General features: G+C 67.8%; 17 protein-coding genes. 14 read left to right on the forward strand and 3 right to left on the reverse strand.

The genetic code is table 11. The features are described from left to right. Window positions 1-25 precede the first annotated feature (25 nt). From galA to ACFSGX_RS08415, 6 genes are read left to right on the forward strand one after another with little or no spacing between them, the layout of a single operon-like run. Window positions 26-2,950 (forward strand): beta-galactosidase GalA, encoded by a 2,925-nt coding sequence (galA, locus tag ACFSGX_RS08390; protein ID WP_380929042.1) that lies wholly within the window; start codon window positions 26-28, stop codon window positions 2,948-2,950. Between the two features lie 40 nt (window positions 2,951-2,990). Next, window positions 2,991-4,646 carry a DUF5597 domain-containing protein gene (locus ACFSGX_RS08395; RefSeq protein ID WP_380930015.1) on the forward strand — a complete coding sequence of 552 codons (1,656 nt, stop codon included), beginning with the start codon at window positions 2,991-2,993 and terminating at the stop codon, window positions 4,644-4,646. A gap of 27 nt (window positions 4,647-4,673) precedes the next feature. Next, window positions 4,674-6,206 carry an alpha-L-fucosidase gene (locus ACFSGX_RS08400; protein ID WP_380929044.1) on the forward strand — a complete coding sequence of 511 codons (1,533 nt, stop codon included), beginning with the start codon at window positions 4,674-4,676 and terminating at the stop codon, window positions 6,204-6,206. Between the two features lie 55 nt (window positions 6,207-6,261). Further along, a complete protein-coding gene (locus ACFSGX_RS08405) occupies window positions 6,262-8,346 on the forward strand; it encodes a beta-galactosidase (protein ID WP_380929045.1) in 2,085 nt (694 codons plus the stop codon). Window positions 8,347-8,402: 56 nt separating this feature from the next. Continuing rightward, on the forward strand, window positions 8,403-9,212 hold the full coding sequence (locus ACFSGX_RS08410) for an SGNH/GDSL hydrolase family protein (RefSeq protein ID WP_380929047.1): 810 nt from the start codon (window positions 8,403-8,405) through the stop codon (window positions 9,210-9,212). A gap of 1 nt (window position 9,213) precedes the next feature. Next, window positions 9,214-10,845 (forward strand): alpha-L-fucosidase, encoded by a 1,632-nt coding sequence (locus ACFSGX_RS08415; protein ID WP_380929048.1) that lies wholly within the window; start codon window positions 9,214-9,216, stop codon window positions 10,843-10,845. A gap of 25 nt (window positions 10,846-10,870) precedes the next feature. Here the strand turns inward: ACFSGX_RS08415 and ACFSGX_RS08420 are convergent, their stop codons facing one another. Continuing rightward, window positions 10,871-13,045, reverse strand: coding sequence for a WD40/YVTN/BNR-like repeat-containing protein (locus ACFSGX_RS08420; RefSeq protein ID WP_380929050.1), 2,175 nt, complete (start codon window positions 13,043-13,045; stop codon window positions 10,871-10,873). A 249-nt stretch (window positions 13,046-13,294) separates the two neighbouring features. Here ACFSGX_RS08420 and ACFSGX_RS08425 point away from each other — a divergent pair, with 249 nt between their 5' ends. The 4 genes from ACFSGX_RS08425 to ACFSGX_RS08440 are packed head-to-tail and all read left to right on the forward strand — an operon-like array spanning window position 13,295 to window position 18,059. Beyond that, entirely contained in the window at window positions 13,295-15,622 is a 2,328-nt protein-coding gene (locus ACFSGX_RS08425) for a glycoside hydrolase family 31 protein (RefSeq protein ID WP_380930017.1), read from the forward strand. A gap of 13 nt (window positions 15,623-15,635) precedes the next feature. After that, window positions 15,636-15,884 (forward strand): HAD family hydrolase, encoded by a 249-nt coding sequence (locus ACFSGX_RS17745; RefSeq protein WP_465270300.1) that lies wholly within the window; start codon window positions 15,636-15,638, stop codon window positions 15,882-15,884. Further along, entirely contained in the window at window positions 15,884-16,537 is a 654-nt protein-coding gene (locus ACFSGX_RS08435; RefSeq protein ID WP_380929052.1) for an NADPH-dependent FMN reductase, read from the forward strand. Before ACFSGX_RS17745 ends, ACFSGX_RS08435 begins: the two co-directional genes overlap by 1 nt. Before the next feature lie 13 nt (window positions 16,538-16,550). Beyond that, a complete protein-coding gene (locus ACFSGX_RS08440; protein WP_380929054.1) occupies window positions 16,551-18,059 on the forward strand; it encodes an acetyl-CoA hydrolase/transferase family protein in 1,509 nt (502 codons plus the stop codon). Window positions 18,060-18,099: 40 nt separating this feature from the next. Here the strand turns inward: ACFSGX_RS08440 and ACFSGX_RS08445 are convergent, their stop codons facing one another. Together ACFSGX_RS08445 and ACFSGX_RS08450 are read right to left on the reverse strand one after the other, a co-directional pair. Then, complete coding sequence (locus ACFSGX_RS08445; RefSeq protein WP_380929056.1) at window positions 18,100-19,755, reverse strand: SulP family inorganic anion transporter; 1,656 nt, start codon at window positions 19,753-19,755, stop codon at window positions 18,100-18,102. Window positions 19,756-19,786: 31 nt separating this feature from the next. Then, window positions 19,787-21,169: an NAD-dependent succinate-semialdehyde dehydrogenase gene (locus ACFSGX_RS08450; RefSeq protein ID WP_380929058.1), complete on the reverse strand. Its 1,383-nt coding sequence runs from the start codon at window positions 21,167-21,169 to the stop codon at window positions 19,787-19,789. Between the two features lie 253 nt (window positions 21,170-21,422). Here ACFSGX_RS08450 and ACFSGX_RS08455 point away from each other — a divergent pair, with 253 nt between their 5' ends. From ACFSGX_RS08455 to ACFSGX_RS08470, 4 genes are all read left to right on the forward strand, one after another. Further along, window positions 21,423-21,995 (forward strand): hypothetical protein, encoded by a 573-nt coding sequence (locus ACFSGX_RS08455; RefSeq protein ID WP_380929060.1) that lies wholly within the window; start codon window positions 21,423-21,425, stop codon window positions 21,993-21,995. An 82-nt stretch (window positions 21,996-22,077) separates the two neighbouring features. Next, window positions 22,078-22,887, forward strand: a complete 810-nt coding sequence (locus ACFSGX_RS08460; RefSeq protein ID WP_380929061.1) for a universal stress protein — start codon at window positions 22,078-22,080, stop codon at window positions 22,885-22,887. Between the two features lie 94 nt (window positions 22,888-22,981). After that, complete coding sequence (locus tag ACFSGX_RS08465; RefSeq protein ID WP_380929063.1) at window positions 22,982-23,431, forward strand: globin domain-containing protein; 450 nt, start codon at window positions 22,982-22,984, stop codon at window positions 23,429-23,431. Then, window positions 23,428-23,721, forward strand: a complete 294-nt coding sequence (locus tag ACFSGX_RS08470) for a TehB family protein (protein ID WP_380929065.1) — start codon at window positions 23,428-23,430, stop codon at window positions 23,719-23,721. The genes ACFSGX_RS08465 and ACFSGX_RS08470 overlap by 4 nt, the downstream gene beginning before the upstream one ends. Window positions 23,722-23,736: the final 15 nt, after the last annotated feature.

Raw genomic sequence — 23,736 nt, forward strand, 5'->3', positions numbered from 1 at the left:
GCCGCACCGAAGGGGAGGATGTGGAATGACCGGGCTGCGGAGCGGAAGCGCGCTCGACCGACGAACGTTGCTGCGGACCGGGGTTGCGGCGAGCGTCGTTGCGCCGGTGGCCGGCGCACTGGGTTATACGACGGAGGCCCCCGCGCTGGCCGGCGCGCTACCGATGCCCGCGCCCCGCGACACGTTGCCGCCGAGAGCGCATGTCGAAGATCCTCACCGTCTGCTGCTCGACCGCGGCTGGCGTTTCCATCTCGGCGATATCGCGATGCCCGAGATCCGCGGTCACGGCTGGTCCTATAACGCCGCCAAGGCCGGCCAGGCGCAGGGCGCCGCCGCCATGCAGTATGACGATTCGGACTGGCCCGAAATCGACCTGCCGCACGACTGGGCCGCGGCGATGCCGTTCGAGGAAACCGCCAACGTCTCGCAAGGCTATCGCCGGCGTGGATTTGGCTGGTACCGGCGTGCGCTCCGGCTCGATCCTGCCGACCGTGGCGGCTATCTGGAACTGCAGTTCGGCGGCATCGCGACCAACGCGACGATCTGGTTCAACGGATCGGTCGTCGCGCACAACTGGAGCGGCTACACCTCGGTCTACATCGATATCACCGACCTTGCCCGCTACGGCGACGACCTGAACAGCATCGTCGTGCGGGTCGATGCGCAGTCGATGGAAGGCTGGTGGTACGAGGGCGCGGGACTGTACCGGCATGTCTGGCTGGTCCGCCGCGACGCGACGCATATCGCCACCGACGGCATCCATGCCGACCCGCTCCGCGCGCCGGACGGATCGTGGACGGTGCCGGTCACCGTGACGCTCGGCAATGTCGGCAAGGCGGCGGCAGCCACGATCGTCGAGGCGACGCTGCTGGATCCCGACGGGCGCACGGTCGGCACCGCACGCGTTCCCGCCACGGCCGATCCGTTGAAGACGACGCTCGCCACCCTGTCGATCGCGGTCCCTGCACCGCGGCTGTGGTCGGTCGAGATGCCGACGCTCTACAGCGTGCGAACCAGGCTGGTGCGCGACGGCCGGGTCGCGGACGAACGCACGCTCCGCATCGGGTTTCGCACGCTGCGCTTCGATGCGGCCACCGGCTTTCACCTCAACGACCGTCCCGTGAAGATCAAGGGCACCTGCAATCACCAGGATCATGCTGGCGTGGGGGTCGCCGTGCCGGATGCGTTGTGGGACTGGCGGCTGCGCCGGCTGAAGGCGCTCGGCTGCAACGCGATCCGTTTCGCGCACGCCGCGATCGCGACCGAGGTGCTCGACGCCTGCGACCGTCTGGGCTTCCTGGTGATGAGCGAGAACCGCAACTTCAACACCAGTCCCGACTATATGAAGCAGCTGGAATGGCTGGTCCGGCGCGACCGGAACCGGCCGAGCGTCTTCATGTGGTCGGTGTTCAACGAAGAACCGATGCAAGGCACCCCCGCCGGGTACGAGATGGTCCGGCGGATGTCCGCCGTGGTGAAGGCACTCGACGACAGCCGCCCGGTCACCGCGGCCATGAACGGCGGGATGTTCGCACCCGTCAACGTCAGCCAGGCGGTCGACGTCGTCGGCTTCAATTATCAGCGCGACCAATATGACCGGTTCCACGCCGCCAATCCGACGCTGCCGTTGACCAGTTCGGAGGATACCAGCGCGTTCATGACGCGCGGCGCGTGGACGACCGATCGCGCCGCGCAGGTCATGTCGTCCTACGACGAGGAACCGGCGGATTGGGGCAGCACCCACCGCGACGGGTGGAAATCGATCGCCGAACGGCCGTTCGTGGCTGGCGCATTCGTCTGGACGGGGTTCGACTACCACGGTGAGCCGTCGCCGTTCGAATGGCCGTCGGCGAGCAGCTATTTCGGGATCATGGACCTCTGCGGCTTTCCCAAGATGGCCTTCTACCTCCACCGCGCGCAGTGGATCGACGATGTCCCGCTGCTCGATCTGATGCCGCACTGGAACTGGCCGGGGCGCGAGGGGCAGCCGGTCCGCGTCATGGCGCTGACCAACGTCGAGTCAGTCCGACTGACGCTCAACGGGCGGCCGGTCGGCCAACGGACGGTCGATCGCTACACCATGCCGGTCTGGTCGGTCCCCTATGCGCCGGGCCGGCTGGAGGCGATCGGATATCGCGGCGGCCGTGAAGTCGCGCGCAGCGTCGTCGAGACGACGGGTGCGCCGGTCGCGCTCCGGGTCACGCCCGACCGCCGCACGATGGCGGCCGACGGCGAGGATGTGCAGCCGTTCACCATCGATGCGGTCGACGCCCGCGGACGCCATGTGCCGACGAGCAACCTCGATGTCACTTTCGCCGTCAACGGCGGTCGCATCATCGGACTGGGCAACGGCGACCCCGTCAGCCACGAACCGGAACAGGGCAACCGCCGCCGCCTGTTCAACGGGCTGGCACAGGTCATCGTGCGGGCCGATGGCGGCGATGCACGTGCCTTGACGCTCCGTGCCGACGCGACCGGGTTGCGCGCTGCGCGCAGCACCGTTCGGTTGCTCGCGACGCCGCCGCGGCCGTTCGTGCCGGTCACCCCTGCGACCCAGATGATACCGGACTGGCGCCAGTCGCCCCTATCTGCCGCGAAACCATCGCCCGACATCGTCCTGGCGGACAACGACATGAACAGCTGGCTATTCGTGCGCGCCGGCGAGATCCAGCCCGCGCAAGGCACGGGGACTTGGAGCGTCCTGCGCGCCCGGTTCACGCCGCACCGCCCGGTGCAGGCGCGCGGCGGCCGCATCCGGTTCAGGGGCGTCGTCGGGCGCGGCGAGGTCTGGGTCGACGGCCGGCGGCTGGCCACCAAGACCGGTTTCGCGTCGGAAACCATCACCGTGCCGCTGCCGGCGGGCCAGGGGGAGCGCGTCGTCACCCTCCTGCTCGAAAGCGACGGCCGCGCTCCGTCCGGGCTGGGCGGCATCGTGTTCGTCGAACAATGAACCCCCGTACCGTCCGGCTTACCAGAGGATATCGACAATGATGCACCGCCTGTTCCGGGGCATGACCTGCCTGATCGCGGCCGGGCTGCTGGCCGGCTCCGCGTCTGCGCAGCCCAGCAACCCGATCCCCACGCTGGTCACCCGCGACGGGCGTCACGCGTTGATGGTCGATGGCGCGCCGTGGCTCATGCTGGGGGCGCAGGTCAACAATTCGAGCAACTACCCCGCAATGCTGCCGCAGGTCTGGCCGACCATCCGGGCGATGCACGCCAATACGGTCGAGGTGCCGATCGCGTGGGAACAGGTGGAGCGCAAGGAAGGGCAGTTCGACTTTTCGTTCCTCGACCGGTTGCTGGTCGAAGCGCGGCAGAACAATGTGCGGCTGGTTCTCCTATGGTTCGCGACGTGGAAGAACACATCGCCCAACTACGCCCCGTCCTGGGTCAAGCTGGACAACAAGCGCTTCCCCCGCATGACGAATGCCAAGGGCGAGACGCATTATGCGCTGTCGCCGCATTATCGTGCCACGCTGGAGGCGGACAAGCGCGCCTTCGTCAAGCTGATGGAGCATCTGAAGCTCGCCGATCCGCAGAATACCGTCATCATGGTCCAACCTGAAAACGAGGCCGGGACGTACGGCAGCGTCCGAGACTTCTCGCCCGTCGCGCAAAAGGCGTTCGACGGCCCGGTGCCGCGGGCGTTGCTGACCAGGTTCGGGAAGCGTCCGGGCAACTGGAAGACCGTGTTCGGTGCCGACGCCGACGAATTTTTCCACGCCTGGTCGGTCGCGCATTATATCGACGAGATCGCGGCGGCCGGTAAGGCCGTGAAGCCCCTGCCGATGTACGTCAACGCCGCGCTGGCCGCCGCGTTCGGTCGGCAGCCGGCCAATAGTTACGCAAGCGGCGGCCCCGTCCACCACGTCATCGACGTGTACAAGGCGGCCGCACCGTCGATCGATCTGGTCGCGCCGGATATCTATGCGCGCGACCAGGGCCCCTATCTCGAATATCTGCGGCTCTACGGGCGGCCGGACAACGCGCTGATGGTCCCCGAAACCGGCAATGCGGCGGAGTTCGCGCGCTATTTCTATCCGGTCGTCGGCAAGGGCGGGATCGGCTTTGCGCCGTTCGGCATGGACGATACCGGCTACTACAACTTCCCGCTGGGCGCGCGCACGCTGGACGCCGCGACGCTCGATCTGTTCGCGCGCAACTACCGCATGTTCGCCCCAATGATGCGGCACTGGGCGCGGCTGGCCTTTGCGGGCAAGACCTGGGGCGTCGCCGAACCGACCGATCCCAAGGCCGAGCACCGCCAGGTGATGGAGCTGGGCAAGTACCGCGCCACCGCGACGTTCGGTCAGTACCAGTTCGGCGTCGACAAGCCGACCGGCAACCCGCAACCGACCGGCGGCCTGGCCATTGCCGAGATCGGCCCCGACGAATATCTCGTCGCCGGCTTCGACACGCGCGTCACCTTCGCGCTGGCCGACACGAACAGCGGCCGGTCGATGCTGTACGATCGGATCGAGGAAGGCCATTACGACGCGCAGGGCGGCTGGGTGTTCGACCGCGTCCTGAACGGCGATCAGACCGACTATGGTCTCAATTTCACCGGCCGACCGCAGGTGCTTCATGTGAAGCTCGGCAGCTACAAGGGGAGTCCCGTCATCCCGGTCGGCAATCCGAACTAGGACGCAGGAACCGGGAGGGGGGACGGGATGGCCGATTTCACGAAGCGGGAGATCCTGGCGGCGCCGCTGCTGGGTGCGGCGGGCCTGTCGTCCGCCACCGCATCGCCCCGCCCGGCGCCCGCGATCCCGCCGGGGCGCTTCGACGCATCGGTCGCCTCGCTCGAAACCTACCGCGTTCCCGACTGGTTTCGCGATGCCAAGTTCGGCATCTGGGCGCATTGGGGGCCGCAGGCGGTGGCGCGTCAGGGCGACTGGTATGCGCGTTTCATGTACGTGCCCGGGCACCCGCATTACGATCATCACGTCAAGACCTACGGCCACCCATCGACATTCGGGTACAAGGATATCCTGCCGCTCTGGACGGCGAAGCGGTTCGATCCCGATGCGCTGATGACCCGGTTCGCCGCGGCCGGTGCGCGCTATTTCGTCGCGATGGGCGTGCATCACGATAATTTCGATCTGTGGCGATCGCGGCATCACCGCTGGAACGCTGTCGCGGTGGGGCCGAAGCGCGACATCGTCGGCGCCTGGAAAACCGCCGCGACGCGCCGCGGACTGCGCTTCGGCGTCTCCGAACATCTGGCTGCAAGCTATTGCTGGTGGTACCCGAACCACCTCTACGATCAGTTCTGGCCGAAACTCGGCGTCGCCTATGACGGCGCGGATCCCGCTTATGCCGATCTGTACCACCGGAACCGCGACGAACCCTACCGCAACACGCCGGCGTCCTGGTACACCGTCAACGCCGATTTTCATGCGCGCTGGTTCGATCGGATCCGCGATCTGGTCGACAGCTGCCAGCCGGACCTGCTCTATTCCGACGGCGGCCTGCCGTTCGGTGTCGTCGGGCGCACCCTTGTCGCGCACCTCTACAACGGCAGCATCCGGCGCTCGGGGCGGCTCGACGCGGTCTACACGTGCAAGGACAACGGAACCGGCAGCTTCCACCGCGGCGCGGCCGTGCAGGATGTAGAACGCGGCGTCCTGGCCGGGATCAATCCCCTGCCGTGGCAGACCGACACGTCCAACGGCGACTGGTTCTACAACGCGGCGCACCCGTACAAGACCACGACGCAGGTCGTGACGATGCTGGCGGACATCGTCAGCAAGAACGGCAATCTGCTGCTCAACATCGTCATGGACCCGGACGGCAGCCTGCCGCCGCAGTCCGAACTGCTGCTCACCGAACTGGCGGACTGGATGGCGGTGAACGGTGCGGCGATCCACGGAACCCGCCCCTGGAAGATTTACGGCGAAGGGCCGACCGAAACGGCGGCCGGCATGTTCGCGGAGAAGGGTGACTATACGCCGCGCGACGTGCGGTTCACGACGCGCGGCGACGACCTGTTCGCGATCGTGCTGGGCGAACCGTCCGGCACGCTGACGATCGCGACGCTCGCCGCGCGGAACCGGCACGAACCCCGTCCGATCCGCCACGTCGCGCTGCTGGGCCACGCCGGACTGATCGACTTCCGCCAGACCGCGCAGGGCCTGATGATCGCCGTGCCGCCGACGCTGCCCACCCGGCACGCCAGCGCCTTCCGCATCTCCTATGCCTGACGCCCCGCCCCGCATCCTCCCGCCTGCCCGCCACGCTTCCAGGAAAGTCCGCCCCATGAACCCGACCGGCACCCCGTCCTCCCGCACCGTCCTGGCGTTGGCGCTGTCCTCCCTGCTGGTCGCGATCGCCGCCCCGCAACCGGCGGCGGCGCAGAGCGCGGTCGGCCACCCCGAATGGCCGGGCAAGGGGCAGTTGTTCGTCGGCACCTGCTATCAACCGGTCGATCGATCCCCCGAACAGATCCGCCAGGATATCGCGATCATGAAGGGTGCGGGGTTCAACATGGTCCGCATGGGCGACCTGTCCTGGGACTCGTTCGAACCCGAGGAGGGGCGTTTCGAGTTCGGCTGGTTCGACGACGTGCTGCGCCAGATGCACGCCGCGGGCATCCGGGTCATCGTCGATATTCCCGGCCAGCCGGCACCGATCTGGCTGCACAAGCGCTATCCCGGCGTCGATATCGTCAACCAGGACGGCGTCCGGCTGAACGCCGCGACGCGTTACTGGGACAATATCGCCGACCCGGACTATCGCCGGCTGGCCGCCCGCCTGGCCGAGCGGATGCTGCAACGCTACGCCCGCAATCCGGCAGTGATCGCGATCGGTTACGATAACGAGATCGGCAACGGCCAGGTGTCCTACTCGCCTGCGGACCGCGCGCGGTTCGTCGTCTGGCTGCAGAAGAAATATGGCTCGATCGCCGCACTCAATACCGCCTGGGCGACGCAGCGCTGGTCGCGCCGGATCAACAGCTGGGATCAGGTCGACCTGCCCTATATGCGCGGCCCCGGTCCGAACGAACGCTATCTCGATCTGCGGCGTTTCTGGTCGGACGATACGATCGGCGCGCTCACCGAGCTGGAGGCGGTGCGCAAGCGGTTCGCCCCCAACCTGCCGGTGGCATCGAATTTCTGGCCGACCGCCTGGACCAAGGGGTTCGACTATCTCCGATCGTGGGAAAAAATCTCGACCTACGGCGCGCAGGGCTTCTATCCGGGCGATCCGCTGGGCGCCGGTTTCGAAGTGATGATGAACCGCGCCGCGCACCAGACGCCGGTCTGGTTCAACGAATTCGTCGCGGGCGGCGGCGGCAACTACGGCACGCCCGGCCGTTCGCGCATGTGGGCCTATTTCGGTTTGCTCCATTATGCGCAGACGGTGCTGGCCTGGACGTTCAATTCGCATATCGGCGGGGAGGAACAGTCGCTGTTCGGCCTCGTCGATCATGACGGCCGCCCGTCCTGGAAAGTCGCCGAGTTCGGCCGCATCGCGCGCGAGTTCAGGACGCTCCAGGCCATGGGCTTTCCCCGCGACGCGCCACCGCAGGTCGCGGTCCATTACTCGTTCGAGACGAGCTGGCTGACCAGTCCGCCCCCCGGCCCCAACACGATGCAGGAATATTTCAAGGGCAACTACACCGATCAGGTAAAGGCCGCCTATGCGCCGTTCCACCGCGACAATATCGACGCGGCCGTCATCGACATCGGCCACGATCCGATCGACCGATACAAGCTGGTCGTGCTGTCGAGCGCGTATCTGATGGACAAGGCGACCGGCGACGCCGTCCGGCGCTATGTCGCGAACGGCGGGACGGTGATCATGACGGGCTATTCCGCCAAGGCGGACGAGACCGGCAAATGGTTCGACACCCCCCTGCCCGGGCGCCTGACCGACGTGTTCGGCGTGCGGACCAATGCCTTCTACCGCGCCGAACAGCCGTTGCGGGTCCGGTTCGACGGCCAGCTGCGGGAGGGCAGCGATCCCTATTACGAGGTCCTCGAACCCGACACTGCCAAGACGCTGGCGCTGTTCGAGAACACGCCCGAGAAGAGCCCGGCGATCACGGTGAACCGCTACGGCAAGGGGCGCGCGATCTACCTTGCCACGGCGGCCCAGCCCGGGCTGATCGGCCCGCTCATCCGATCGCTCTATCCATCCCTCGGGATCACGCCCGGACCGAAGACGCCCGAAACCGTCTCCGCGCGGGTGGTGGACGGACGGACGCTGTATGTGAACACCGCCAACGTGCCAGCGACGGTGACGATCGCCGGCACCGCGAAGGGCCTGCTCAGCGGACAGCGCTTTTCCGGGACGCTGCCGCTGGCGCCCTACGGCGTCGAACTGCTCGACCGACCATGAGGGTGGCCATGAAAGCGGAACGCGCCTCACCCGGCACGATCATCGAAAGGACGAGCATGCGGAAGACATCGACGTACGGATTGTGTTTGGCATTGGCCTCGCTCGCCGCGCCTGCCTCGGCGCAGACGAACGTGCCGGGCGACCCTTATGTGAACGACCCCGTCGGCATAGTTGCGGACCCCTGCCCGCCGGGCCGTACCATCGACAATTCCGGCGGCTGGCAGATGTGGAACCTTCATCTGCTGACCCGCGACTTCGGCCAGCTGTGCCGGTACCGCGCGGACAATGCCCGCCTGGCCGCATCGGGCGCGGCGGTGCGGGTCGTCTTCATCGGTGATTCGATCACGGACAGCTGGATCGGGGCCGACCCCGCATTCTTCACCGGCGGACTGGTGGATCGCGGGATCAGCGGGCAGACCACGCCGCAGATGCTGGTCCGCTTCCGCCAGGACGTCCTCGCGCTCCGCCCCGCCGCGGTTCACATCATGGCTGGAACCAACGACATCGGCGGGTCGACCGGCGCCGCCACTATCGAGACGGTGGAAGGCAATATCGCGACGATGGCGGAGCTGGCGAAGGCGCACGGCATCAAGGTCATCATCGCGTCGATCCCGCCGGCCGCCGCATTCCGCTGGAGCCCGCAGACGCGCCCGGTGCCGCAGATCGCGGCGCTCAACCGCCGCCTGGCGGACTATGCGCGGCGGAACGGCTTCACCTATGTCGACTATCATCCCGTGCTCGCCACGCCTGCGGGCGCGATGAAGCCGGGGCTGGCCAGCGACGGCGTCCACCCGACCCCCGCCGGCTACGCGGCGATGCGCCCCGTCGCGCTGGCGGCGATCGCGAAGACGCTGGGCGGACGCTGAGATGCAGCGCAGATCCTTTCTCGCCGGTGCCGCTGCACTCGGACTGGCCCGCACGGCGCTCGCGCAAAGCCCCATGGGCGTCGCGCGCGGACCCGTACAACCGAGCTGGCCGTCACTGGTGTCGAACTACCGCTATCCGGACTGGTTTCGCGATGCGAAGCTCGGCCTGTGGTCGCATTGGGGGCCGCAGTCCGTGCCCGAACAGGGCGATTGGTACGGGCGTTTCATGTACATGCAGGGTCACCCGATGTACGACCATCACCTGAAGACCTACGGCCATCCGTCGCGGACCGGCATGAAGGACATCATGCACCGCTGGACCGCGGACCGTTGGGACCCGGACGCGCTGATCGAGCGGTACAAGAAGGTCGGCGCCAGATATTTCGTCGCGCTCGCCAACCATCACGACAATCTCGACTGCTTCGACAGCCGCTATCATCCGTGGAATTCCGTGCGGGTCGGGCCGGAGAAGGACGTGGTCGGCATCTGGGAAAAGGCCGCGCGCCGCGCCGGGCTGAAATTCGGCGTGTCCAATCATGGCGCGCACAGCTGGCACTGGTACCAGACGGCCTATGGCTATGACCCGACCGGGCCGATGAAGGGCGTGCGCTACGACGCGTCGCGGCTGACCCGGGCGGACGGCCGCGGCCTGTGGTGGGACGGGCTCGATCCGCAAGCCCTGTACAACGGGCCCTATGCCGCGATGCCCGACGGGATCGACAGCGTGGCCGCGATGAACCGGTGGCATGACGTGCATGACGGCCAATGGATCGAAACCGCACCGCCCGGCCCGCGCGGCCAGGCCTATGTCGCCAACTGGCTGCTGCGCCAGACCGACCTGATCACGAAATACAAACCCGACCTCTGCTATCTCGACGACTACGGGCTGCCATTCGGTCCGGTAGGGCTGCAGGCGGCCGCGGACTATTATAACCGCTCGATCGATTGGCACGGGAAGATCGACGTCGTGCTGACCGGAAAGCAGCTGCAACCGCACCAGCGATTCGGCATGGTGCAGGATGTCGAGCGCGGCTTCTCCGACCATCTGTGGGAGGAGCCATGGCAGACCGACACCTGTCTCGGCGACTGGTTCTACAACGTCGCGCGGCTGAACGACAAAAGCTACAAGACCGCCGAGGACGTCGTGCAGCGGCTGGCCGACGTGGTGTCGAAGAACGGCAATCTGCTGCTGTCCGTGCCGCAACCCAATAACGGATCGATCGATGCGGAGGAGGAGCGGATCCTCGACCGGATGGCTGGCTGGATCGCGATCAACGGCGAAGCGATCTTCGGCTCCCGGCCGTGGCGCAGTTTCGGCGAAGGGCCGACCGTGCTGACCGCCGGCATGCAGAACGAGGGCGCGGCCAAGCCGTTCACCCCGCGCGACGTGCGCTTCACCACCAACAGAGGCGCGCTCTACCTGCTGTTTCTAAAATGGCCGACGGAAACCGCGACCGTCACGTCACTCGCCGCCGGGCGGTGGAACGCGAACATCGGCCGCGTCACCCTGCTCGGCGGCGGGCCGGTCCGTCATCGGCAGGACGCGGCGGGCCTCCATCTCGATCTACCTGCACGACCCGCTGGCGGATTCGTGCCGGTCGTGCGGATCGACGGGCGGGGTGTCACCGCCTGACCCCCGCCCCGCCCGCTGTCCTGCCCTAGCGGGGGTCTCCGTAGACGATCCCGCGGCCGTCGGTGCCGATATAGACCCGGCCATAGCGCTTGGGATCGCCCCCGATGACGCGGAACCGCATGCCCCATTGGTGCGCATCGTCGTTGATGCGCGCCCAGTCCGTCCCGCCGTCGATCGACCGCCAGACCGCCTTCACGCCCTCGCGTTCGCCGATGGCGTAGAGCGCCGGCCAGCCGCTGCCGGTCGCCGCCTTGCCGAGCCCGTAATAGCCGATCTTCAAGGCTCCCGGTACCCGGACCCAGCTGTCGCCACGATCCTCCGAACGGTAGAGCGTTCCGTCGATCAGCAGCCACAACGCACCCGCGCGACCCGGCGTCGCCACCAGTGGATTCTGCGCCTCGCGCCAGGTGTTGCGCGCGCTCGACAGGTCCCGTGGCAACCCGCGTGCCGCGACGACAGTGAAATGCGCGCCGCCGTCCTCACTGCGCAGGAACCGGCCCGCCTCCGCATCCACGACGTAGAACAGGCGCGGATCGACCTTGTCCGCCGCCGGGCGGCTGCGCAGCGGCAGTCCGATCGCCTCGACCCAGCTCGCGCCGCGGTCGCGGGTCAGCATCGGCATGATCGTGCCTGCCAGGAACGTCCGGCCGTCCGCCGACACGATGATCGGCGCGTCGCCCGTCGCGATGGGCGCGGGCCCTTCCAACGGGCGAACCGGTGCGATTTCGCGCGGGACCAGCGGCTGCCAGCTGCCACCCCCGTCGGCCGACCAGGCGAGCGACGGGCCGGGCACGATCTTGGTATGAGTACTGCCGCTGCGCACCATCACGGACGGCGCCAGTCCGGCATAGTCCAGCGTGTTGGTGTTGGTCAGATACGGGTTGCGGTGAACATGCGGCGGCGAAACCGTCAGGTTGTCATGGCGGAACCCGGCGATGTCGCCGAACCCCGAAACCAGCGGCGCGCCGCCGGTCGGGCTGGTCAGGGTGATGATCGCGGTCTGCTCGATCCCCCGCGTCCAGGGCCGCCATGTCATGCGGCCCGGCGCGGCGAAGTCGCGCGTGTCGTACAGCGTCGCGCCGGTCGTATAGGCGGCATGGCGATCGTCAAACGGGTCGATCCCCAGCCCGGCGATCCAGTGGCCGAAATCCGCCTCCTCGCCGTTCAGTTTCAGGAACGGGCTGGCCGTGACGTCGCGGATGCTTCGGCGGTACAGTTCGTCCCAATGCGCGCCGCCGTCGACGGACCGCCACACCGTGTCGATCGGGTTGTACCGGTTGACCGTACTGACGGCGATGACGCGCGGGTCCTGTCGCGACACGGCGACCCCGAAATAGCCGCCCGGTGGCGCATCGGCGCGGCGGTCCGGCGTCACGTCCGTCCACGCACCGGTTGCGATCGCGTGCCGCCAGACCGCGCCGCGCGTGACGCCGTTCGGCCCGATCGCATCGGCATAGCTGATGGTCAGCACGCCGTCGCCGCCGACGACCGCCTTGACCGGCACCATGTCCGCCGCCGGGCCACCGGGCACCGCCCGCCAGCTCTGCCCGCCATCGTCCGACCGGAACAGGTGCCGGTCGCCGGGGTCCGCATTGCCCACGAACATCCGCCCCGCCTGCGCGGGGTCGAACAGGACGAAGCTCAGTCCGCCATGCGTCTTGCGCGGTTCCGTGGGCTGGCCGAGCCCCGCCAGCGGAAACGCCGACACGCGCCGCCACCGTGCGCCGCTGTCGTCGCTGCGCCACAGCCCGTCGTGACGCGATCCGAAGAACAGCGTCGCGCGCTTATGCGGATCGACCGCGAGCCGTTCGCCAAGGCCGCGCCCGTCCTCGTTCCCGCCCATCGCGAACGAAACGGGTGTCACCCGCCAATGCCCGCCGCGGTCGGCCGATCGCAGGATCGCGGCCGGCGCCCGCGCCCCCATGCCCGCCGCCAGATAGACGACCTCCGCATCGACCGGATCGGGTGCGACGCTCTCGATGCCCATGTAGCTGCCGATCGCCATGCCGTCCTGCAGCGGGATCCAGCGGTCCGCCCGCGCATCCCGGCGATAGGCACCGCCCATGTCGGTGCGCAGATAGGCGAGGCCGCGCTCCGCCGTGCTGAACACGATCCCCGGCGCGAACCCGCCACCGCCCACCGTCACGTTGCGCCACGCATAACGCAGCGACGGACCGGCGGCACCAGCCGGCGTCACCATGGCAAGCGCGAGAAGGCAGGAAAAGCCGGCCCGGCGCGCAACCGCCCGGAAGTGGCGCGGTCGTATTGGGAAGAGTGTCAGCATGGCGCCAGACTAATGGCATCTCCCCCGCCCCATGCAACGCCCAATCACGGTTGCGCTTGCATCGGTGAAGACTTGTCTCTTAAGCGAAAGACCGGAATTCAAAGGCGGCCTCAGTTCGCCTGTCCGACGGGAGGGACCCTGATGAGCATCACGAAGCGCCGTCGCATGCTGACGCTGGCCGGGGCATCGCTGCTCGCGACGCTGGCCACCGTCCCGGCGCTGGCGGAGCCGATGGCGACGCTGGACCGCAACGGCAGCCTGGTCGCGGTCGAACCCTATGCGCCCAACATCGTGCGGGTCACGATCGCGCTGGATCGCACGCTGGCCGATGCCCCCCCCGGACCCGGCCCGAACGCGCAGTCGAACACGACCGGCTGGACCCGCCGCAGCGACGCGACCGGCGACATCTTCGCATCGCCCGGCATGACACTCACAGTGAACGCGCAGCCCTGGCCCAAGGCGCCCAGCCAGATGGAACGCTATTTCGCGCCGTCGCTGCCGCCCGTGTCGCTCTCCATCGCCGACGGCGCAGGCCGCGTGCTCACCCGGATGGACGGCTGGGAAATGGCCCCGCACACGGTGAACGGGGAAAAGACGTTCCGCGTCGGGGCCAGCTTCGCCGACACGCCCGACACGCATTATTACGGCCTGGGCCAGAACCAGGAAGGCACGCTCGACCTGCGCGGCCGCACCATCGACTGCCGCCACAATTACGATGCGCCGGCGGGCGAGACGGTCTGCGTGCCGTTCATGGTGACCAACAAGGGCTACGCCATCGTCTGGGACAATCCGTCGGCGCTGACCGTATCGCCGGGCCTCCACAACGGCACGCATTTCCAGTCCAACGTCGGCGAACGCGTGTCGTTCTTCGTCATCACCGGCGCCACCACCGACGCGCTCTACGCCGGCTACGCGCAACTCACCGGGCGCACGCCGCTGCCGCCGAAGGCCGCGTTCGGGCTGATCCAGTCGAAGGCGCGCTACGAGACGCAGGCCGAACTGCTCGGCATCGCCGACGGCTATCGCAGCCGCGGCTACCCGCTCGACATCATGGTGCTCGATTGGTTCCACTGGACCCGCATGGGGCAACTCGACATCGACCGCACCTACTTCCCCGACCCCAAGGGGATGAACGACAAGTTGCGCGCGATGGGGATGCACTCGATCATCAGCGTGTGGCCGCGGTTCGAACGTGAATCGCGCTACTACAACATGCTCGCGGCCAAGGGCTGGCTGCTGAAGGATCATGACGGCAATGTCGTCGACGGGCTGCCCATCCGGGCGGATCGCGCCGGGGCATTGATCGACAGCACCAACCCGGATGCGCGCGCCTGGTACTGGCAGACGATCCGCGACAATATCGCGTCGCAGGGCTTCGAATGGTATTGGTTGGACGAAACCGAGCCGGACCTGGTGCCGGACGGCAACCAGTTCTCGATCGGTTCGGGCGACCGCTATCACAATCTCTTCCCGCTGGTGCACACCAGCGGCGTCGCGGACGGATCGGCGCGCGACCGCCCGAACCTGCGCAATCTGATCCTGTCGCGCGCCGCCTATCTCGGCACGCAGCGCAATGGCGGGCTGTTCTGGTCGTCCGACATCAAGTCGACGTGGGAGGCGTATCGCCGCCAGATCCCGACCGGCCTCGGCTTCACCGCCAGCGGCCATGCCTATTGGGGCAGCGACATCGGCGGCTGGCAGTGGCCGAACGGACCGCAGGCGGCGCGGCCCGTGCTGCTCGATCCGGCCGGCGCCACCGCGATGGCACCCGACTACCGCGACTATCCCGAACTGTTCACGCGCTGGTTCGCCTATAGCGTGTTCACCCCGACGCTCCGAATCCATGGCCAGCGGCCCGGCACCGCGGTGTGGGAATATGGCAAGGCGGCCGAACCGGTCATCGCCGACTTCCTGAAGCTCCGCTACGCGTTGATGCCCTATCTCTACGCCATGGGCCGCAACACTTACGAGACGGGCGCGCCGTTCATGCGCGCGCTGTTCATGGATTTCCCGGCCGACCTCGCGGCCGCGACGATCGGCGACCAGTATATGTTCGGCCCCGCCTTCCTCGTCGCCCCCGTCACCGAACAAGGCCAGACCAGCCGCCCGGTCTACCTGCCCGCTGGTGCCGACTGGTACGATTACTGGACGAACCGCAAATATACGGGCGGCCAGACGGTCACGGTGGCCGCACCAATCGACAAAATCCCGCTGTTCGTCCGTGCCGGTTCGATCGTCCCGATGGGCGCCCCCGTGATGAGCACCGCGACCCGCCAGCCGCTCGAAAGCGTCCGGGTCTATCCCGGCCGCGACACCAGCTTCGCGCTCTACGACGACGACGGCGTCACCAACGCCTACCGGCAGGGCGGCCAGTCCGCCACGCTCCGCTGGGACGACCGCACCGGCCGCCTGACCGCGAGCGGCCGCCTCCCCACCGGCCAGGCGCTGCCCGGCCTCGTCAAGGTGATCCAGCCGGCGGCCGGAGCGAACTGACGCGGGCCCGGGCATCGGCGAGGTATGTGCCGGCGTTCTGCCTGAGGACAAGAAGGCGCTGATCGATCAACTGCGCCGCGAGGGCCGCAAGATCGCCATGGCGGGCGACGGCGTCAACGACGCGCCCGCCATGGCCGAGGCGATGAGCCTGTCGGCGGTGTCGGTCCTCACAAACGCGCTGCGCCCGGCTGGGTATTTACCGATGGCTGCCGTCAGTCGATCGCCCGACCGGGAGGACGCATCAGCGTTGAGGATGAAGTGATGACGCCATCGATTCTCGTGTTCCTCGGTTCGGAACGGGTGTCCGGCGCACCGCTGCCGACGCGCCTCGGGGCACGGGTTTCCGCGGCTTGCCTCCGCCGCCTGGCCGATAAGGACGTGGCAGCGACCCTGATCGACCCCGTCGAGGTCGATGCCCCCCATCCGTTCAAGCCGCTCTTCGCCTATGCAGCGGGTAAGGCCCCCGCGGCGCTGGACCGCTTGGCCGACCAGATCCGCCACGCCGACGGCTATGTCATGATCAGTCCGGAATATAATCACCTCATGAGCCCCGCGCTCAGCGACCTGCTGAACCACTTCGGCAGTTCGCTATTCTCGTTCAAGCCGAGCGCGATCGTGACCTATTCGGCCGGCCAATGGGGTGGCACCCGCGCCGCGGTGAGCATGCGCACGTTCCTGTCGGAACTGGGCTGCCTGCCGGTGTCGGCGATGATCCATGTCCCGCATGCGCAGGACGTGTTCGACGAGGAGGGCGGATATCCCGCCGGCGTCGACGGCGACCGCTGGGCCGGCTATTTCGATCGGACATTGGATCAGCTCTGCTGGTGGGCGACAGCCGCGGCGCGGCAGCGCGCCGGCGGATCCGATCGGCCCGACGCGTTCGTGACCAGCCCTACCGAACGCAATGCCCCGTAGGAGTACAAGATTGATGACCCGGATTGCGAACGAAGCCCTGCGCAGCAGGATCATGAGCGCCGATGCGGCCGCCGCGCTGATCGCGCCGGGCAGCACCGTCGGGCTCAGCGGTTTCACAGGCTCCGGTTACCCCAAGGCGGTCCCGTTGGCGCTCGCCGCGCGGATCGAGGCGGAACATGCCGCGGGCAACCCGTTCCGGATCCGCGTCTGGACCGGCGCGTCGACCGGTCCCGAACTCGACGGTGCGCTGGCCAAGGCAGACGGCATCGAGTTTCGCCTGCCCTACAATTCCGACCCGATCGCGCGCGAGAAGATCAACCGCGGCGAGATGGACTATTTCGACATGCATCTGAGCCAGGTCGCGCCGATGGCGTGGCAGGGCTTTCTCGGCCCGCTCGACACCGCGGTGGTCGAGGTGTCGGGCATTCGCGCCGACGGCTCGCTGATCCCGTCTTCCTCGATCGGCAACAACAAGACCTGGCTCGACCGCGCCGATCAGATCATCCTGGAGGTCAACGCCTGGCAGAACCCGGCGCTGGAGGGGATGCACGACATCTACTACGGCACCGCGCTACCGCCGCACCGTGTGCCGATCCCGCTGATCCGCCCCGACGACCGGATCGGCGAAGCCTATTTCCGGGTCGATCCCGCGAAAATTGTCGCGATCGTCGAGACGGAGGCGCCCGATCGCAACCTGCCGTTCGCGGCCCCCGATGCCGCCGCGCACGCAATCGCCGGTCACCTGATCGAGTTCTTCCGACACGAGGTCGCGCGCGGCCGCCTGCCCGCGTCACTGCTGCCGTTGCAGTCGGGCGTCGGCAACATCGCCAATGCGGTGCTGACCGGGCTCGTCAGCGGCCCGTTCGATGCCATGACCTCCTATACCGAGGTGATCCAGGACGGGATGCTCGACCTGCTCGACTCCGGCAAGCTGCGGATGGCGTCGGCGACCGCCTTCTCGCTCAGCCCGGAGGCGGCGGCGCGGCTGAACGCGGACATGGGCGCCTACCGAGACCGGATGATCCTGCGCCCGCAGGAGATCAGCAACCATCCCGAGCTGATCCGCCGGCTGGGCTGCCTCGCGATGAACGGGCTGATCGAGGCCGACATCTACGGCAACGTCAATTCGACGCACATCATGGGCTCGCGCATCCAGAACGGCATCGGCGGCTCTGGCGATTTCGCGCGCAACGCCTATGTCTCGATCTTCATGACGCCGTCGACCGCGAAGGGCGGCAAGATCTCCGCGATCGTCCCGCAGGCGAGCCATGTCGATCATATCAGCCAGGACGTCCAGGTGCTCGTCACCGAACAGGGGCTGGCCGACCTCCGCGGGCTCAGCCCGAAACAGCGCGCGACCCTGATTATCGACACCTGCGCACACCCCGACTACCGCCCCGCGCTGGCCGACTATTATCGCCGGGCACGCGCCGGTTCCTACGGGCAACAAACGCCGACCCTGCCGGGCGAGGCGTTGTCCTGGCACCAGCGCTTCCTCGAAACCGGCACGATGCGGATGTGAAGCCGCGGGCCGCCGGCGTCGTCGTGCGGGTCCCCGGGACTTACCCGACCGTCGTGCGGGCCAACTGCAACGCCGCCGCAAAATCCGCGGCATGGCGCACCCGACCGTCGGACGGGCCGAGCCGGATACGGGCCAGCATCTCGCCCGGCTGCGGCTGGACGCCGGACAGGATCACCTGGATGCCGGCACGTTCGGCCTCGCCGACCAGCCCGTCCATTGCGGTCGCGCCGGATGCGTCGATCATCGGCACCAGCCGCATGCGCAGGATGAGCGCGCGGGGCTGCTGACCCATCGCGCGGAACGTGTCGATCAGCCCGCCCACCACACCGAAGAAGAACGGCCCGCTCATCCGGAACACCTCGACGCCCGGGGGCACCGCGTCGCGTTGCCGCAAGTCCTCGTCCCCTTCGTCGAACCCCGCCCCGATGGTCACCGTCGCACTCATCCGCGCCATGAAGATCAACGACGCCAGCGTCACGCCCACGCCGATCGCGACGGTCAGGTCGACCAGCACCGTCAATCCGAAGGTCAGCAGCAGGACGAGGCGGTCGCCGTTCGGCATCCGCAGGTAACCCAGGAAATGGCGATGCTCGCTCATTCCCCAGGCGACCATGAACAGGATCGCGGCCAGCGCCGCCATCGGGACGAACGCCATCAGCTTCGATCCGAAGAGGATGAACAGCAGGATGAAGATCGCGTGGGACATGCCCGCGACGGGGGAGCGCCCGCCTGCCTTGATGTTGGTCGCCGTGCGCGCGATGGCCCCCGTCGCCGGCAGTCCGCCGAACAGCGCAGAGCCGATATTCGCGATACCCTGCCCCACCATCTCCTGGTTGGAGCGGTGGCGGAACCCCGTCATCCCGTCGGCGACCACCGCCGACAGGAGGGACTCGATGCCCGCGAGGAACGCGATCGTGAAGGCGGACGGCAGAACCTGGCGGACCTTCTCCAACGTGAAGGCCGGCAGCTGCGGCATCGGCATGCCCGTCGCCATGGTCGGGAACCGCGACCCGATCGTGTCGACCGGCAGCCCGAGCGCCACCACGACAATCGATGCGAGGACGACCGCGACGAGGAAGCCGGGGATGCGCGGCGCCACCCGACGCAGGACGATGATCGTCGCCAGCGCGCCGCCACCGACCGCGACGGTCAACGGGCTTATGGTCGCGATCTCCGCGAAATAGGCCGCCCATTTGGGAATGAAATCGGCCGGCATCGATGTCATGCGCAGGCCGAGAAAGTCCTTCACCTGGGTCGATGCGATGATGACCGCGATCCCGGCGGTGAACCCGGTCACCACGGGATGCGGGATGAACTTCACCAAGCCGCCGAGCCGCAGATAGCCGGCGGCGGCCAGGATGACGCCGGCGAGCAAGGTCGCGAGCACGAGGCCGTCATAACCATGCTGCGCGATGACGTTGAAGACGATGACGACGAACGCCCCGGTGGGGCCGCCGATCTGCACCCGCGACCCACCGAGCAGCGAGACGAGCAGGCCGGCGACGACCGCCGTGATCAGCCCCTTGTCGGGCGTGGCACCGCTGGCGATCCCCAACGCCATCGACAGCGGCAGAGCGACGATCGCGACCGTGAGGCCCGCGACGACGTCCGCCCGCAGCCGGGCTACGCCATAGCCCTCGCTGAGGACCGAGAACAGCTTGGGCGTGAACTCGACGGGAAAGGCTTTGAAGTGCATCGTCAGCTTCTCCGGTCGAACAATCGCGGGGTCAGACCGGGGCGGCCATCGACGCCGTGCGGACCAGTTTCTTGTTCACGAACTGCTGGATGCCCATGTCGCCGAGTTCCCGGCCATAGCCCGAGTTGTTGATGCCGCCGAACGGCAGCTCGGCATCGGTCCAGTCGATGTTGTTGATGAACATCATTCCGGTATCGACCCGGCTGGCGACACGCGCACCGCGCGCGGCATCGGCGGTCCAGACCGAGCCACCGAGACCGAAGTCGGAATCATTGGCGAGCGCGACCGCGGCGTCCTCGTCCTTCACGCGGAAGAACGATGCGACCGGACCGAAGAACTCGTCGCGAAAGGCCGGATTGCCGGGTGCGATGTCGGTCAGGATGGTCGGTTGCATGAACGCGCCGGCCCGATCGATGCGCGTGCCGCCCGTGACCACCGTGGCGCCGGCGGCCACCGCGGTATCGACCTGCTCCACCAGCTGGACGAGGGCCGCCTCGCTCGACAACGGCCCGAGCGTGGTTGCGGGGTCCAGCGGGTCGCCGGCCTTCAACGCCTCCAGCGCGACCTTGAACTTGGCGAGGAACGCATCGGCGAGCGAGTCCACGACGATGAAGCGCTTGGCGGCGCAGCAGGTCTGGCCGGTGTTGTACATCCGGCCCCACACCGCCCAGGGGATGACGTGATCGAGATCGGCATCGTCGAGCACGATGAACGCATCGCTGCCGCCGAGCTCCATCGACGAGATCTTGAGGTTACGACCGGACCGCGCCGCAATGCTCTGGCCCGCCGCAACGCTGCCGGTCAGCGCGACGCCCTTGATCCGCGGATCGTCGATGATGCGGTTGGACTGGTCATGCGTGATCAGCAGGTTGGTGTAGAGGCCGACCGGCGCACCGGCGTCGCGCAACAGCTGCTCGAACGCGATCGCGCAGCCCGGTACGATCGCGGCATGCTTCACGACCAGCGTGTTGCCCGCCATCAGGTGCGGACCGGCGATCCGCGCGAGCTGGTAATAAGGGAAATTCCAGGGCTCGACGCAGAAGACGACGCCGATCGGGCTGCTTTCCATATGCGCCGCGCCGACGATCGGATCGAGCTTGACCGGCGCCAGGAAGCGCTCGGCGTTCTTGGCGTAATAGCGCAGGATCTGCGCGCTGTACGCGACCTCGCCGCGCGCCTCGCCGATCCGCTTGCCCATTTCGAGCGTCATCGTCCGCGCCAGCGCGTCGGCCCGCTCGTCGAGCAGATCGGCGGCGCGGTTGAGGATGACGGCACGGTCGGCGAAGCTGGTGTGGCGCCACGTTTCGAAACACGTCTGCGCCGCGGCCAGCTTCGCCTCGACCTCGCTATCGGACAGGTCGGTGAACGTCTCGATGATCGTGCCGTCGAACGGGTTGAGGCTCTGATAGGTCATGGTGTCGATCCTTTCGGGATCTGAATGATCTTGCCGGTGCGAGACGCGCGTCGGCGCTTGATCGCCATCGTGCGGACCCTGGCGACGGACGCCCGGGATCGGGAACCGCGTCCCTAGAAGATCCGGACACCGCTCATGCAGCCTCGGAAACTACGCAGCCACGGCGATGCGGGAAACCACAATAGTCCCGCGCTGGTGCCGGTGCGACTGTCGAGCGGAGACGGCGCCTCCATCCGCGCCCGGAACCGACATCATGCACAGCATTTCCGCGATCATCGCCGTCTACGACGACGAAACTCTGGCCGAGGCCGCGATCGACCGGCTGGGCGACCAGCTCGGCAGCAGGACCGCGATCACCGTCGCCGGCGTCGATCGCGCGGACGTCGTGATGCCGATCAGCCTCTACAAGGCGGATCACCGGGTCCGGCTATGGGGGTGCCCGGCCGGCATCTGGCAGCGGCAATGGCCGATCTTCGCGGACGGCGTCTCGCTCCCGTCACCCATGAACGGGCCGACCATCGTCCTCGGATATATGGCATCCGCCGTGATCGCGGGGCTCGATATCCGGACCGGTACGACCGGTGCGGAGGCGTTCGGTTCCGCCCTGCGCGGGATCGGCGTTCCGGCGGCCGACGTCGCGATGGTGCAAACCGAACTCCTGGCGGGCAAGCTGATCGTCATGGCGAATGCCCGGGTCGATACGGGCGTCCTCCTGCCCGCGCTCGTCGGTGCCGTCGCGATCCGGCTCTACGATGCCGTCTCCGCCGCGCCGGCCATGCCGCCCGCAAGCCAGGACTTCCATGTCGAGATGCACTGTCAGGCCTGACCCGGCTGACATCGCGATCCGCACTGTCCGCGCCGGCCTGCCGAACCCACTCTTCCCGTCCGCACAAGCGAAGGACCCTTCGATGAAATCCATCCTCCTCCACGTCCATGACGATGCCGGCCTCGAATCCCGGCTGCAGGCTGTGTTCGATCTCGCCCGCGCCTTTGCCGGTCACATCACCTGCCTCCACGCCAAACCCTATCCCGACTATTTCATGGGCGATCCGAGCCTTGCCAGCGCAGTGCCGGTCGAACTGTTCGAGGAAATGGAGGCGAGGCGCTTCGCCCTGCAGAAGAAGGTCGAGCAGCGTCTGCGGCTGGAGACGATCCCCTGGGACTGGATCCATGTCGACGATCTGCCGGCCGACGGCCTGATCAAGGCCTCGCCGTTGACGGATGTCATCGTCCTCAGCCTCGACGACCGGTCCGCCGAATATGGGCGATCCCAGGCGCTGGTCGGGGCCGTCGCGACCGGCGCGTTGCCGCCCGTGCTCGCGATGCCGGCCTCGGTCCATTCGCTCGATACCGGCGCGCCGGTGATCGTCGCGTGGAACGGGTCGGCCGAGGCATCGACCGCGCTGCGCGTCGCCGTACCGCTTCTCCGCCTCGCCGCCCGCGTCCAGCTCGTCGAGGTCGCCGAACGTTCGTCGGCGCTGCCGGCCGATGCGGGCGCGCGCTATCTGTCGCGCCACGGGATCGAGGTCGAGATCGTGCAGCGCCAGCCGATCGACGGCAGTGTCGGGAAAGCGATCCTGCAGGCCGCGCTCGAAACGGGTGCGGGACTGATCGTCTCCGGCGCCTACGGCCACTCGCGGCTCCGCGAATTCCTGCTCGGCGGGGTCACCCGTTCGCTGCTCACCAGCAGCAAGGTCCCGCTGCTCTTCGCACATTGAGCGCGCGGTAGGGCCTCCCCGCCTCACACGGCCCGGGCTGCGTTCGCGCGGCCCCGCTTCCCTGCCTGGATCAGGCCGACACCGGAAACATATCATGTCCACGCCCCTTTCGCCGCGCACGATGGCACTCGTGAAATCGACGGCGCCCGCGCTGCAGCAGCACGGCGTGGCGATCACGACGCTCATGTATCAGCGCCTCTTCGTCGATCCCGACATCAAGGCACTGTTCGACATGGCCGCGCAGAAGTCCGGCGCGCAGCCGCAGCGGCTGGCCGCAGCCATCCTGGCATTTGCGCAGAACGTCGACCGGCTGGACGCGCTGACGGCGGCCCTCGAACGGATCTCGCAGCGTCATATCGCGACACATATCCGCGCCGAACATTATCCCGCGGTCGCCGCCGCCCTGCTACCCGCGATCCGCGATGTCCTGGGCGACGCGGCGACCGACGAAGTCCTGGCCGCATGGGGCGAAGCCTACTGGTTCCTCGCCGAAATCCTGATCGCCCGCGAACGGGAACTTTATCGCGAAGTCGAACCGGCATGAACCCGCCGAGTCCATTCCCGGAAGGGCTGCAAAGTTACAAGCGAACACCCTCGTTCGACGAGGCAACGGTGCCGGCCGGCCTGCGAGCCGACCATGCTACCAAGGACGGCACCTGGGAGCTGATCGAGGTGGAGAGCGGCCGGCTGCTCTACCGCGTCACCGACACCCGCCGCCCGCCCACAGAGCGCATCCTGACGCCGGACGACCCGGCCGGAATCGTCGAGCCGACGATCCTCCACAACGTGACACCGCTCGGGCCGGTGTCGTTCCACGTCTCCTTCTGGCGGTAGCCGTGTCGGCCAAGG

This window comes from Sphingomonas arantia, from assembly GCF_042682045.1.
Lineage (GTDB): Bacteria > Pseudomonadota > Alphaproteobacteria > Sphingomonadales > Sphingomonadaceae > Sphingomonas_R > Sphingomonas_R arantia.